The organism is Psychrobacter sp. DD43, from assembly GCF_904846555.1.
GTDB lineage: Bacteria > Pseudomonadota > Gammaproteobacteria > Pseudomonadales > Moraxellaceae > Psychrobacter > Psychrobacter cryohalolentis.
This window is the reverse complement of record NZ_CAJHBE010000031.1, coordinates 1-13,558: the sequence shown is the minus strand read 5'-3', so window position 1 is coordinate 13,558 and position 13,558 is coordinate 1. Positions and strand designations below refer to the sequence as shown.

Sequence of the window (13,558 nt, the reverse complement as noted above, 5' to 3'; positions counted from 1 at the left end):
TTTGAGTATTTGAGTATTTGAGTATTTGAGTATTTGAGTATTTGAGTATTTGAGTATTTGAGTATTTGAGTATTTGAGTATTTGAGTATTTATTTAGCTATACAGCTATCAAATGACGCGAGCACTTAGCTGTAGCTTGTATTTCAGAATAACTACGCCCAGATTTCAGAAGGCTAGCGATAATCTTACGCTTCTCGGTATCTTTCCTACGTCCTGAATATTTACTTTCTACCTTAGTACGAGAAATACCTTACATCTGACGGTTACGTCGATCTTCATAGTCCTTTCTAGCAATAGCAGCGAGCATATAAAGCATCATCGAATTGATGGCCTGTAATACGCTGCTCATAAATACAATGCTGCTATCAGATTGAGGCGTTATATAAGAGGTCGGTAGCTCTTCTGATACTACCGCCAGCTTCTTTTCTAATAGCATTCTTTTGAGAGTATCCCAATCAGCTTGGTTTAAACGTGCTAAGCGGTCAATCTGCTCAACCAAATTATATCGCCTTCATGGGCATCATTTATCAGTTACATTAACTGTGGACGTATTAAAGTTGCGTCTGACTCGTTTTCAACATAGAAGGCGGCAATTTTGTGACCATGATCAGCAGCAAGCTATATGAGCTCACTTTTGGCACGCTTGGCATCTTGATCTTTGATTGGCGCTCTATGCTCTGATAAACATAAACACCTAAAATAGTCTGTTATAAGTAGTTCCATTATTGCAGTCTATTATAAGTAGACTATTAATTGATTAAGAGACCTGTTTTGATAGTGCCCCTGGGGTATACCCTACGATAACAGGAAAGCCATCGCGGATGACAAAACCTGTTTAGCTTTTAAACAAAACGGGTTTGTCGATAGTATGTAAGATAAGTTCGAAAAGTAACTGGAGTGTGAGACTATTCATACTGGGTCTGAATTAAAGTTTTATTGTGATTAATTTCTGCTCAATGTTATTCATTTGTCGCCACGATGAGTGATGGCGGCTTGTGATTTAGTTAGGAAAAATAATCTTGAGTAATAAGATACGTTTGTGGCATTTATAGCAGAGCTTGTTCTAGGCTTCTTTACTTACATTTTCCTGCAAGTTCTTTTTTAGTAAATGATCGAATATAAATGGGCCAAAAGGTAAGAGTGAGCCGAGTACGCCCGCAGGTATTGCCCAAAGAGGCATTTTCATTTTGATAGCTGAGCCTATAAGTATTATGATATAGGTAATAAACAACATACCGTGTGCCATACCGATGTATTTCACACCTTCTGGAATGTCCATCATATATTTTAGTGGCATGGCGATGAAGAGCAATAATAAGAAAGAGGTGCCTTCTAGATAGCCTATAAGGGTAAGACTTTTTAACGCTGTCTCTTGTTTTTTTCTAAGGCTGTGAATTTTTTCAATAGTTGGCTGAGTCTGTGACACTGTATTTTCCTTTTGTTATTATCAATAAAGAATTTATGGATTATTCAATGTCTCTATAATAATGGCTCTACGCAGAGCTTTTAAGTATTGAGTTTTAAGACCTAAAATGAGTGAGTACCTATACCAGTCATACATTACCTTCCAGTTCACATTTTATAAACATACTCAAGTATAAAAAGTATTTTTCCGTATAGAGTGAATACGACGCTAGTTCATTTTGTTTGTGATAATCGGTATCAATGTGCTTATTTATTACGCTTACTTTCTAAAAATATCATGTCAATTATAATCAATGCGACACCGACACAGACACCTATATCTGCAACATTGAAAATAGGATAATTCCAGACATCAGCATAATGCACATGGATAAAGTCAACCACTTTACCAATTCTTAAACGATCGATTAAGTTGCCAATCGCACCACCAAGCATTAAGGCCAACCCCATAGATAATAGCTTGGCTGCACGTGGCGCTTTGATTAAATAAACCGTTAAAAAGATAGCCATTACAAAAGCTAAGCCTGAGAAAAACCATTTCTGCCAACCGCCAGCGTTGGCTAAAAAGCTAAATGCTGCCCCATAGTTATAAGCGAGTGTCCAGTTGAGAAATGGTTCAATGACCGGTACGGGGTCATTGAACGCTAATGTGGTTTGGGCCAACCACTTAGTCCATTGATCAAGTATTAATACCATTATCGCCAACAAATACCAGATAAAAGCGCGACTGCCATTGGCAACCATTTTTGGCATTTTGTCCAACTTATCTTTAGGTGTTATTGAGTTGCCTGAAGTCACGTACATAGCTTTAGGCGTATGATTTATGGTTTTAGAGTCAATCGATTGATGAGTACTACTCACAGCTATAGGTACCTTCTTGTCAGCAATATTAGTACTAGCCGATTCAACGCTATTCAATTTAGTACTATCTAATCTGTCGGTAGATTCAGTCATAGTTGTTTCCTTTATCTATGTTTATACAATGAACAATGTTAAACGTATATGTTTTTGGTATACGATTATTAATCGCGCCACTTTCATAAACGGCTCCACTTACCGCTCTGGTATTATGAAACTTACGGTAATAATTTTTGGGGCTGTCCTAGATAAGTAAAATTATTTAGGATAGCACTATGAGAAAGAGTAAACTAAGTTGGTATAAACAAAGCAGACTAATCGAGTTATTTGTTGCCGGTTCTACCGCGAGAACAGCAGCAAGCCTAATTGGTATTAATAAAACGACAGCCAGTTATTACTTTCATAGGCTAAGACTGCTTATTTACGAGAATAGTCAAGACCCTGGTCTATTTGAAGGCGAAATCGAAGTAGACGAATCATACTTTGGTGGAACTCGTAAAGGCAAGCGAGGGCGAGGTGCTGGTAGCAAAGTGCCCGTGTTTGGTCTATTAAAGCGTAATGGCAAGGTCTACGCTTGTATTATACCCAATGCTAAAGCAGATACTTTGATCCCCATCATAAGAGAAAAAGTGAAGCCTGATAGCATTGTTTATACTGACTCATTTAAAAGCTATAACGCATTAGATGTCAGTGAGTTTACTCATTATCGTATCAACCACTCCAAAACCTTTGTTAATGACAAGAATCACATTAATGGTATAGAGAACTTTTGGAACCAAGCTAAACGGCATCTACGTAAGTTTAACGGAGTTCCAAAAGAACATTTTCACCTCTATTTAAAGGAATGTGAGTGGCGTTTTAATCACAGTGACCCAAAGTCGCAATTACTACAATTAAAACAATGGGTTAAACAGGGTTTGAACTAGTTATCTAGGACAGCCCCTAATTTTTTATTAGGGAATCTGTTGATTGATTTCAACATTAACCTGAGTCTGTTCAACGCTAATCATTATAGGATTACCCGATAAGTCGCCTGATTCTGCTATGGCATTACCGCTATGACTAATACGAGCAACGACTGCTAACTGAGTTTTGTCACTACGAGCTGAATTTAACGTGCGATCTGGCATCATCGCATCAAGATTGCTTAAGCGGATACTAGCCTCACCTTGCTTGATAATACTAATGGGTAAACGTTTGGCGGCAAACGGTGGACCTCCTTTAACGTCACGTATCGCAACAAACAACACATCATCAGCTTTCACTAACGGTAATAAATTAGCGTTAATTTTCACTGTCACGTCAATACCTTCTAGCGCTTGCTTTTCTTGCGTGCTAACGTAGTTGCTTAACTCATCTAAGCTTGCTAAAGCTTTAGTATGATCACCTGGTTTGGCCACAATGCTGCCTTGTAAGCGTTTAATCCAACCTTGCGCTTGGGCAAAGTTACTACTACGAGTCTCACCCATTGCCATGAGCATTTGAGCCCGTTCATGCTGCGGATTCTTAGCTAATATAGCTTGTAATACACGGCGAATATTGGCGTCTAACTGACCTTCATTAACAAAAAAACTAGTCTGAGCATAAGTAGTAGCAATCTCCTCGTTATCAGGTGCTAAACGATAGGCACGCGATAAGGCTTCCAGCGCAGAATCAGTTGCCTCCATAGATAAGAAAAGCTCGGATAGGCGCATCCAGCGATTAGGATCATCAGCATTACGATGAACATTGGTTTGCATGGCGCTAATCAGTTGACGACCATCTTCAAACGCCCATGATGGCGGCTTGTCAATTTTAGCTGTCAATAGGTCGTCAGCCACTTGTCCTACTTTGTCCTCAGCTGTCCACAAATCAAACACGGGCGTACGATTGCCTATTAGTAAATACGCCATTGCAGCCAATATTGGGATCCAAGCTGCGACAATTAAACGGCTTTTGACATCAGGGGTGACCATAGGTGTTATCTGACGCTGCGCATCTAATAGCTGACGCTCCAGTTCCAGCTTTTGATTTTGATAATGGCTATTATTAATAGTACCGCTGTCTTTATCTGTTTGTAGCTCAGCTAAACGTTCGCGAAATACTGCAACATTAATATCTAGCAGTTGATTGTCTATTGGTTTGGACTGCAAACGCGGTGCTCGTAGCCATGGCATAATAGCAATCAGCGCAAATATAAGAGCAATCAGCAAGCTTAGAGTTACAAATAAGCCAAAAGTAGAAAATAGAGTCATTTTTTGTCCTCTAGGCTAGTAATGTCGTGGTCGACACTCTCAGCTTGCGATAATAGACGATCAAGCTCAGCCTTTTCCGTAGAGGTCAAGGCAGCAGTACTGTTCACTGTGACGCCGCTTTGACCACGGGCAACAACTTGGCGACGCTTACTTTGCCAAAACCAACCAATAATTAAGACGAGCAATAATAGTGGTGGAAAAAACCATAGGATCCATGTTGATGGTCGCATAGGCGGCTTGTAGCTAATAAAGTCACCGTAGCGCTCTTGCATATAGACGCGTATTTCAGCATCACTACGTCTATCTTTAATTAAATCATAGACTTTTTGCTTTAGATCCTGTGCAATCGGTGCATCAGAGGCTGCAAGGTTTTGATTTTGGCATTTTGGGCAGCGAAACTCTTCTATTAATCCACGATACTGAGCTTCTTGCTGTGGTGAGTCAAAATCGTATACGTCAATAGCTGCGTTTGCCGTCATGTTAAGCAAACACGCTAGTATTAAGCTTGCTAGTTTTAAAACTATATTGGGTTTTAGTTGAGGAGCTCTTATTCGAGTAACGTTCATTTGCACATCTCCTCAACCTGAATGAGATCAGGACTATCGTTGTTCTTATTAGCCTTATTAAGTACTGTCAGGCACGGCTTAACACGCTGTTGCCAATTGGCTTCATTAATCTCACCAACAATATGCTGACGAATGATGCCATCTCCATCCACAACAAAGGTTTCGGGCGCACCAGTTATGCCTAAGTCTAGAGCAAACTGACCCAATGAATCCTGAATAGACATAGAAAATGGATCACCGCCTCGGTTTAAGTAACTGAGCGCATTACCAATCTCATCCTTATAATTCACACCAACGATATCAACGCCGCGCTCTTCTAGTTGCATTAAAAACGGATGCTCAATAACGCAAGTTGGGCACCATGAGCCCCAAACATTAAGTAAAAACGGCTTATCCGGCAAATTATCATTGGTGATAGTACGGGTAGTATCTGCTAATAACGGCAGCTCAAAGGTAGGAACCGGACGCTCAAGAGCGGTATTGGTCACAATGTCTGTTGGTTTACCTAAGCGCATGTACAATATAACTACCAAACCAAAAAAGAGGATAAGCGGAATTAAGAACCATAGCTTCGTCTGCTTTTTTTTCATTGTCTTTGGGTTACGCTGCTTACTGTTTTGGCTATCTTTTTGCTCAGGAGTATTATTCGACATAGTCATTTATTTCTCCTTTAGTGTCGACATCGTCGATGCTGAGATTGCCTGTTCAATAGCTACCTCATTGACTCCATCAGTAGCCAGATCACCAGTAACTAGCAATGGAGCTTTAACTTTTTTGATGCGGTATCGTTTATCAAGCATGCTAATTAATCCACCTAGAGCCATGATAATTGCCCCTAACCAAATCCAGCGAATTAATGGTTTTACATAAATCCTTAATGCCCATTGGTTACTACCATCGGCAATAGGTTCGCCCAGTGCGACATAAACATCGCGCATTAGGCTAGCATCAATGGCCGCCTCAGTGGTCGGCATAGTGCTAATGATATAAGTACGCTTTTCTGGATTCAGTTTCGCCGCTTCACGACCGTTTTTGGATACCACGACTTGCGCCTGCGTTGCATCAAAGTTACTACCCTTTATTTCAAAAAATTCAGTTACTTCAAAATCGTAACCTTGAACATTGACTGTATCGCCAATACCCATTGCTACGTCACGCTCAATACTCAAGCTACTAGTAAAGGCTATGCCAATGACAGCAACCAATACGCCAATATGAGCAGTCTGTTGACCCCAATAGCTCAGACGCAACTGCCGCAAACCGTTAAAAAGATTAGGCGCATTCTTAGTTTTATCTTTAAAATCAACTGCCATCCATAGCAGTACCCAAAAGCTAACGGCTAAAGTCACACCAATATTAAGCATAGACGATGGATTAACAAAGTAAGTAATAATGGCGGCTAATACTAAGCTACTAACGGCGATGACCATGCCTATACCCAGTAGTGGACGGGTGTCTTTTTTCCAGCGAATATTTGAGCCCATACCCATAGCTATTAATAACAGCCACGTTAAAGGTACAAATAATGCATTAAAATAAGGAGGGCCAACGGACACTTGTCCTAAACCAAAGGCATCAGCGATAATAGGATAGAGGGTGCCGAGCAGCACCACTAAGGTTGCAATCAAAATGATGGCGTTATTGATCACTAAAAAGGACTCACGTGAAATCAGCTGATATTGACTTTCAACGGTTAAACGCCAACCGCGAACGGCAAACATTAATAGACCACTACCGATGATAATGCCAAGAATAGCTAAGATGACCAAACCACGCGTCGGATCAGCGGCAAACGAATGCACTGAGGTAAGGACTCCAGAGCGTACCAGGAACGTGCCAAGCAAGCTTAAGGCAAAGGCGAAAATAGCCAGCATGATGGTCCATGCTTTAAACACCCCGCGCTTTTCAGTGACTGCTAATGAATGCAGCAATGCTAAGCCGACAAGCCAAGGCATAAACGAGGCGTTCTCTACCGGATCCCAAAACCACCAACCGCCCCAGCCAAGCTCGTAGTAGGCCCACCACGAGCCCAGTGCAATACCAATGGTCAAAAATCCCCAAGCCGCGAGCGCCCATGGACGTGACCAGCGTGTCCAAGCAGCATCTAAACGCCCTTCCCACAATGCCGCCATACAAAATGCAAAAGGTACTACCATACCCACATAGCCCATATATAACATGGGCGGATGAATAATCAGACCGAAATCTTGTAGGACAGGATTTAAATCAGCGCCATCGACCGCTAGATTGGGTAAGGTACGCTCAAACGGTGACGAGGTAAATATCAGCATCGTTAGCATCATTAACTGTACACCGGCCAAAATAACTAATACCCGCGCACGCATTGATAACGGCAAGCCGCGACTAAAGTATGATACCAGTGCACACCATGTGGCCATGATGGTCATCCATAGCAGCAAAGAGCCCTCGTGTCCGCCCCATGTCGCCGATAACTTATAGTACCAAGGCAACAGCGTATTAGAATGCTGCGCGACGTAACTGAGGCTAAAATCATTATAATAAAAACCTGCTATCAAAGCGCCAAATGACGTTATCATGGCGGCAAACTGTGCCCAAGCTAGGCTAGGGGCTAGTCGTTGCCAAGCAACTTGGTTACGAATAACACCAATAGTTGGCAGAATTACCTGCAATAACGCCAGTACAAAAGCGGTAAGCAAGGCAAAATAGCCCAATTCTGTAATCAACATACGGTCTAACCTTATTTACTCTAATGCGGTTGCAGTTTACTGTGGCGGTGGAATTTTTATTATTAGAACCCACCCCGAAATCTGCTGCTATCTCTAGTTTTTAATTGATTTCGAAGGGTTTTATTTAACTACTTTAGGCGGATTTACCAGTGGAGGCGCGCCTTTAAAGCGCAGTAAACGTAACGCATTAAGAGTAACGATCACTGTTGCTCCAGCATCAGCTAGAACCGCAATCCATAGTCCAGTAATGCCGAATATGGTCGTGATCAGAAAGACGCCTTTGAGACCTAAAGCGAAAATGACGTTCTGATGAATGTTGCGCATGGTGGCACGTGAAAGTGCGATGAGATGAGCCATGTCCGTAACACGACTTTTTAATAATGCGATATCGGCCGTCTCAATGGCCACATCGGTACCACCACCCATCGCGATGCCAACATCGGCAGTTGCTAGCGCTGGCGCATCGTTAATACCATCACCAACCATCGCTATTTTGCGGTTGTTCTTCATCTCGTTAAGCAGGCGCAGTTTGTCCTCAGGCAACAGCTCAGCTTCCCATTCCACGTCTAAATTACTGGCAAGTGCTTGAGCGGTTAAGCGGTTGTCGCCTGTTAGCATGACGGAGCGCACACCCATCGCTTTGAGCTGAGCCACACCTTCATGAGCGTCGTCTCGTAATTCGTCTCTTAGCGCGATTAATCCAAGCACTTCACGGTTTTGCTCATCGAAAAGAACAGAGACGGTCTTACCCTCATTTTGCAGCGCCTCAATTTGCGCCTGTTGTGTGGATGAAATCAATGCCTCATCGGCTGCGTAAACAGGCGAACCGATAGCTAGCGCGCGCTCCGCGACAGTTGCGTGTACCGCTTTACCGGCAGTTGCAGAAGCATTGAAGGCCACAGGTATGAACACTTTAGCAGCTTCAGCATGACTAACAATGGCTTCAGCAAGCGGGTGACTAGAACCAGTCTCCACACTGGCAAAAAGTGCCAATATCTCATCTTGACCTTGAGAATTCTGACCTTGAATACTTGAGTCCTCTTGTGTAAAGGCAACAACATCGGTCACGCGTGGTTTGCCTTCAGTTAAAGTGCCTGTCTTGTCAAAAGCGACCGTCTTCACTTGGCCGATAGTTTCTAAAGCACTACCGCCTTTGATCAGCAAGCCACGGCGCGCACCAACAGCAAGACCAGAGGCGATGGCAGCGGGTGTTGATAGTACAAGAGCACAGGGACAGGCAATCAGCAACAGTGCTAGACCGCGATACAACCAAGTCGACCAATCTCCACCCATGGCTAACGGTGGAATGATAATAATTAGTGCGGCAATAGCCATCACTGCGGGTGTGTAATAGCGACTGAATTTCTCAATAAAACGGGCAGTGGGTGCTTTGGAGGCTTGGGCTTGCTCTACCAGCTCAATAATGCGCGAAATGGTGTTATCGGCGGCTGTCTTTTCTACGCGCACTTGGAGCACACCATCGATGTTAATTGACCCTGCAAATACATTGTCACCCATCGTCTTGGCAACAGGAACAGACTCTCCCGTCACGGGCGAATCATCAAGGCTGGACGCACCTTGAACAATGGAACCATCAGCAGATACCCTATCTCCAGGACGCACCAGCACAAGGTCATTCACTTGTAATGAAGTCGCTGGAACGTTACGCTGCCCACCTTGAGCATCAAGTAAAATTGCACTTTTCGGAACCAGCGATGATAAGGCTCTGATGCCAGCGCGAGCGCGATCAGCAGCGATACTCTCAAACAGTTCACCGATTGAGAACAAAAAGACAACCGCTGCGGCCTCTTCAGCTTCACCAATGATAAGTGCGCCAAGCACGGCGACGGACATCAGCGTTTCAATTGAAAAGAATGAACCTGTTTTAGCCAGTGCTAAGGCTTTGCGCGCAAATGGAAAAACGCCTACAATCACAGCGATGGCAAACACCCATATCCCATAAGCGGGCAACAGTAGTGACAGTGCATAACCGCTGCCCATCAAAATACCGAGGCCAACAACCTGTTTGCCTTTTTGAGTTTGCCACCATTGCTTATCCTGCGGAGCCATCTGATTGTCGCTGTCAATATCAATAGCCGATACAGTTTGTTGACCAGTATTGGCAGAGATGCCGAACCCTAGGCTTTTGATTGTTTTTTCGATATCACTAGCCTGAGTCGGCGCACCAGGGGCTAAATTTAGCTCTAGCGTTTCTGTAGCGAAATTCAGCTGAACATCAGAAACCCCAGGCATACGTTTCAAAGCTGTTTCAATCTTGCCGATGCAACTGGCACAGTCCATACCTTCAATATGATATTTCATAATAATTTACCCTTTGAATAATGATATTATGAACCCTATAGTGGCTTTAGAGTCAAGGTTATTTATCTACAGTTTCGTAATTTTAATTTCTCTAGCGCTAGTCTTTACAGCCACTTTAATTATTTAAATCATAGAGGTTGTTATGACAATCAAAATTGGTGAGCTCGCTAAACGCACAGGTGCCACAGTAGAAACCATTCGCTATTATGAAAAAGAGCGTTTATTACCCGAGCCTTTTCGTAGCGAAGGGAATTATCGTTTATATAATGAAGAGCACATTGAGCGTCTACAATTTATCCTACATTGCCGTACGCTCGATATGGCTTTAGATGATGTGCGAATCTTACTTGAATACTGGGAGTCGCCTGACAAGGACTGCGGCGATGTGAATAACTTGCTAGATGAGCACATTCATGCTGTGGAAATACGAATGGAAGAACTGATGCACTTAAAGCATCACTTGACCGTTTTGCGCCAGAAATGTGCAAGTAGTGCACCAGCGTCATCATGTGGCATTTTAAACGCGCTTGTCGATAACTCCTGTCATGAGTAATGATATCAGTAGTGTTCATTTCTGACGGATCAAATCATGAAAGGTTAAATACGCCCTGATGTTAAGCACAAAAAAACCCAGCAATGATATTAAGATCACTAGGGCGTGTTGAACATTGGGTATAAATTAATGGCAAAAAAAATAGCGAACGGTTAATCTTTAAGTTCTCACACAAAAAAGATATCGTTCGCTATGCCTCGCACTATGCTCAAAGATGAACACTGGACAAGACTGAAACCTATATTACTAGAACTTAATATCTATGACAAAGGAAATCTTAGACAAACGGTTGAAGGCGTGCTTTATCGCATGCGTGTTGGCTGTCCTTGGTGCGACTTACCCGAGTGTTTTGGCAAGCCCAATACCATCTATAAAGCTTACCAGCGCTGGTTTCGTAGTAATAAGCTGATTACGCTGTTTGCTTTATTAATCAAAGACGCAGACCTTGAGTGGGTCTTCATTGATGGTACTCATATTAAAGCGCATCAGCACAGCAGTGGTGGCAATGAGAACCTACAATCCATTAGTAAAAGTGTGGCAGGACGCGCGACCAAGATTCACTTGGCAGTAGATGCGCATGGCAATCCGATTACCTTTATCTTGTCAGATGGCACGACCCACGATGTTAAAGTCGCACCTGACTTAGTAGACAAAGTTAATTTGAGCAACACAGAGGTTTTATGTGCCGATAAAGGCTATGATTCTGATGCACTACGAGCGCATATTGAACAAGCAGGGACACGGGATAACATCCCTCGAAAACGAAATACTCAGTCTTCTAACGACCATATGGACTGGGACTTATATAAAGCGAGGCATCTAGTAGAAAATGCTTTCGCCAAACTAAAACAGTATAGGGCGGTTGCCACCAGGTTTGATAAGCTCAAGCAAAGTTATGAAAATACGGTCGCTCTTGCTTGTGCTTATATCTGGCTCAAATTATGAATGTTCAACACGCCCTAGTCAGTTCAAAATAACATGGTGATAAATTGAAGAGTGCTACTGGAATGAATGTTGCGCAGCCTCTGTAATAACAGCATGCAAGGAAAATTTATACCAGTAGCACGATGTCATTTTTGCAGTGAATCGACTATAGCTTACTGGCTGCATTTTTACCTCGTCGTTACAGCTTCTAATACTCGACTATGTTAGATTTATCATTAATCCTTGAAGTTATTTACCATAAGTCTTAATAAATTTGAGTAACGTTATGAGTCAAGAAGATGCCAGTCATAAGCAAAATAAGCATTTGCCTCCAAGTGAGCCTATTGATGTCTATAAAAACAACGATAGTAACTATACTGCTGGCAATCAAGACGCTCATGATCATGACACTCACCTAGAGCAAAACACCGCACCAAGAGATACCAAAGGCTATCAGCGTACGTTACTGATTAGCTTTGTGATCATCACAGGCTATATGTTTATCGAGGCGATTGGTGGCTTACTGACAGGCAGCTTGGCGTTACTCTCTGATGCAGGACACATGCTCAGCGACGCCATCGCCCTTGGTGCGACGTTGATGGCATTTAAAATCGGCGAAAAAGCCGCCACCCATCAAAAGACCTTTGGCTATAAACGCTTTGAGATTATCGTGGCCACCGTCAATGGTGCGACGCTAGTAATTATCGCCTTGATGATTTTTTATGAAGCGATCAAACGCCTTAACTCACCGCCTGAGATTGCTACCCAAGGTATGCTAATCGTCGCCACCATCGGTATGCTGGTTAATATCTTGGTCGCTTGGCTGATGCATCGTGGTAGTAGCGGCAGCGATGGACACACCCACAGCCATGGAGCAAATGCAGACAAAGTAAATAAAGAAAAAGCAAATAAAAGCAATGATTCCAAAGAGCCTGTCAACCTCAATATGCAAAGCGCTTACTTGCATGTATTAAGTGATTTGATGGGCTCTGTCGCCGCGATCATCGCCGCTTTACTGATGATGGGGTTTGGCTGGGTTTGGGCCGATGCCGCAGCGTCGGTGATCGTCGCGGTACTTATCTTAGTAAGTGGTTACCGCGTTGTACGTGATTCGGTACATGTCTTGATGGAGGGCACGCCAGAAGGCATATCGCTGGTAGATGTGGAAGACAAGCTGCTTGCCCATCCACAAGTAAAACAAGTCCACGACCTGCATATTTGGAGCATCACCAGCGGGCTAAATGCGCTATCTTGCCATGTGATGGTCGATGGGGATATGAGAATCTCGGATGCCAGCGTATTGATTGCCAATCTTGAGCAAGGGTTGCTTGCGCTTGGTATTCATCACGCCACCATTCAGGTTGAAAGCTTGTCACACCCGCAGACCAGCGCCCATAGCGATGCATTGGTCTGCGACATATCAGAGCAGCAAAGCTCTGCGAATAACCATATCGGGCACAGTCACTAGTCACTAGGGCGTGTTGAACCTTCAACCATGGCACTGACAGAGACTATTTGTGAATGTTCAACACGCCCTACTGGGTTGGAGGAAATAACAACTATGTTGTGCTGACTTAGAAAGTCTTATTTATCATTCATAGCAAGGTAGATATTACGATCTGATGCGGATGCGTCATCCACGTATTTTGAATCGCGCCATGTCGTATAAGCATAGACACCACTGTATGGGCTGATGCTGTTCTGACGGAAGTCAGAAATCCAATTTGTACCATCGAAAATTTGAATATGGCCATGTGGACGCTTTGATGAGCGATCATAGACAATAACATCACCTACTTGGGTTGGCATATCATTGCTGATTTTGCTGAAACCTGCTTTCTCAAGTGTGCCACGAGTAGCGTACTGATAGGCTGAAGGATTTGGAGTGAACTCATAACCAGCTGATTGTAGTGCTTTACGTACGTAACGGGCACAATATCCAGAGCTGCCAGATAAAGCCACTTTTGA

Annotated in this window: 12 protein-coding genes and 1 pseudogene; 4 read left to right on the top strand and 9 right to left on the bottom strand. The window is 43.2% G+C overall.

Annotation, left to right across the window (positions count from 1 at the left end; genetic code table 11):
• Window positions 1-97 precede the first annotated feature (97 nt).
• From JMX89_RS12950 to lspA, 3 genes and pseudogenes are all read right to left on the bottom strand, one after another.
• A pseudogene (locus JMX89_RS12950) lies at window positions 98-723 on the bottom strand (recombinase family protein).
• Between the two features lie 340 nt (window positions 724-1,063).
• A complete protein-coding gene (locus tag JMX89_RS12485; protein WP_131603940.1) occupies window positions 1,064-1,396 on the bottom strand; it encodes a DUF3817 domain-containing protein in 333 nt (110 codons plus the stop codon).
• 275 nt (window positions 1,397-1,671) lie between these two features.
• Window positions 1,672-2,379, bottom strand: a complete 708-nt coding sequence (lspA, locus tag JMX89_RS12480; RefSeq protein WP_007394842.1) for a signal peptidase II — start codon at window positions 2,377-2,379, stop codon at window positions 1,672-1,674.
• Between the two features lie 179 nt (window positions 2,380-2,558).
• Here lspA and JMX89_RS12475 point away from each other — a divergent pair, with 179 nt between their 5' ends.
• Window positions 2,559-3,209, top strand: coding sequence for an IS1595-like element ISPssp3 family transposase (locus JMX89_RS12475; RefSeq protein ID WP_007394843.1), 651 nt, complete (start codon window positions 2,559-2,561; stop codon window positions 3,207-3,209).
• A 27-nt stretch (window positions 3,210-3,236) separates the two neighbouring features.
• Here the strand turns inward: JMX89_RS12475 and ccmI are convergent, their stop codons facing one another.
• From ccmI to JMX89_RS12450, 5 genes are all read right to left on the bottom strand, one after another.
• Complete coding sequence (ccmI, locus tag JMX89_RS12470) at window positions 3,237-4,517, bottom strand: c-type cytochrome biogenesis protein CcmI (RefSeq protein ID WP_201532475.1); 1,281 nt, start codon at window positions 4,515-4,517, stop codon at window positions 3,237-3,239.
• Complete coding sequence (locus JMX89_RS12465) at window positions 4,514-4,996, bottom strand: cytochrome c-type biogenesis protein (protein ID WP_020443538.1); 483 nt, start codon at window positions 4,994-4,996, stop codon at window positions 4,514-4,516. Before JMX89_RS12465 ends, ccmI begins: the two co-directional genes overlap by 4 nt.
• An 83-nt stretch (window positions 4,997-5,079) precedes the next feature.
• Window positions 5,080-5,742, bottom strand: a complete 663-nt coding sequence (locus tag JMX89_RS12460) for a DsbE family thiol:disulfide interchange protein (protein WP_011513682.1) — start codon at window positions 5,740-5,742, stop codon at window positions 5,080-5,082.
• Complete coding sequence (locus JMX89_RS12455) at window positions 5,743-7,791, bottom strand: heme lyase CcmF/NrfE family subunit (protein WP_201532476.1); 2,049 nt, start codon at window positions 7,789-7,791, stop codon at window positions 5,743-5,745.
• 120 nt (window positions 7,792-7,911) lie between these two features.
• Complete coding sequence (locus JMX89_RS12450) at window positions 7,912-10,113, bottom strand: heavy metal translocating P-type ATPase (RefSeq protein WP_007394844.1); 2,202 nt, start codon at window positions 10,111-10,113, stop codon at window positions 7,912-7,914.
• Window positions 10,114-10,255: 142 nt separating this feature from the next.
• On the opposite strand from JMX89_RS12450, the gene cadR reads away from it, so the two are divergent.
• The 3 genes from cadR (at window position 10,256) to JMX89_RS12435 (ending at window position 13,058) form a co-directional block, all read left to right on the top strand.
• Window positions 10,256-10,666 carry a Cd(II)/Pb(II)-responsive transcriptional regulator gene (gene cadR / locus JMX89_RS12445; RefSeq protein WP_007394845.1) on the top strand — a complete coding sequence of 137 codons (411 nt, stop codon included), beginning with the start codon at window positions 10,256-10,258 and terminating at the stop codon, window positions 10,664-10,666.
• Between the two features lie 192 nt (window positions 10,667-10,858).
• Window positions 10,859-11,611 carry an IS5 family transposase gene (locus JMX89_RS12440; RefSeq protein WP_191114789.1) on the top strand — a complete coding sequence of 251 codons (753 nt, stop codon included), beginning with the start codon at window positions 10,859-10,861 and terminating at the stop codon, window positions 11,609-11,611.
• A gap of 265 nt (window positions 11,612-11,876) precedes the next feature.
• A complete protein-coding gene (locus JMX89_RS12435) occupies window positions 11,877-13,058 on the top strand; it encodes a cation diffusion facilitator family transporter (RefSeq protein WP_077448184.1) in 1,182 nt (393 codons plus the stop codon).
• Between the two features lie 116 nt (window positions 13,059-13,174).
• Here JMX89_RS12435 and JMX89_RS12430 read toward each other — a convergent pair.
• Window positions 13,175-13,558, bottom strand: a 384-nt coding sequence (locus tag JMX89_RS12430) for a CHAP domain-containing protein (RefSeq protein ID WP_201551710.1), incomplete at its 5' end; no start/stop codon positions are given.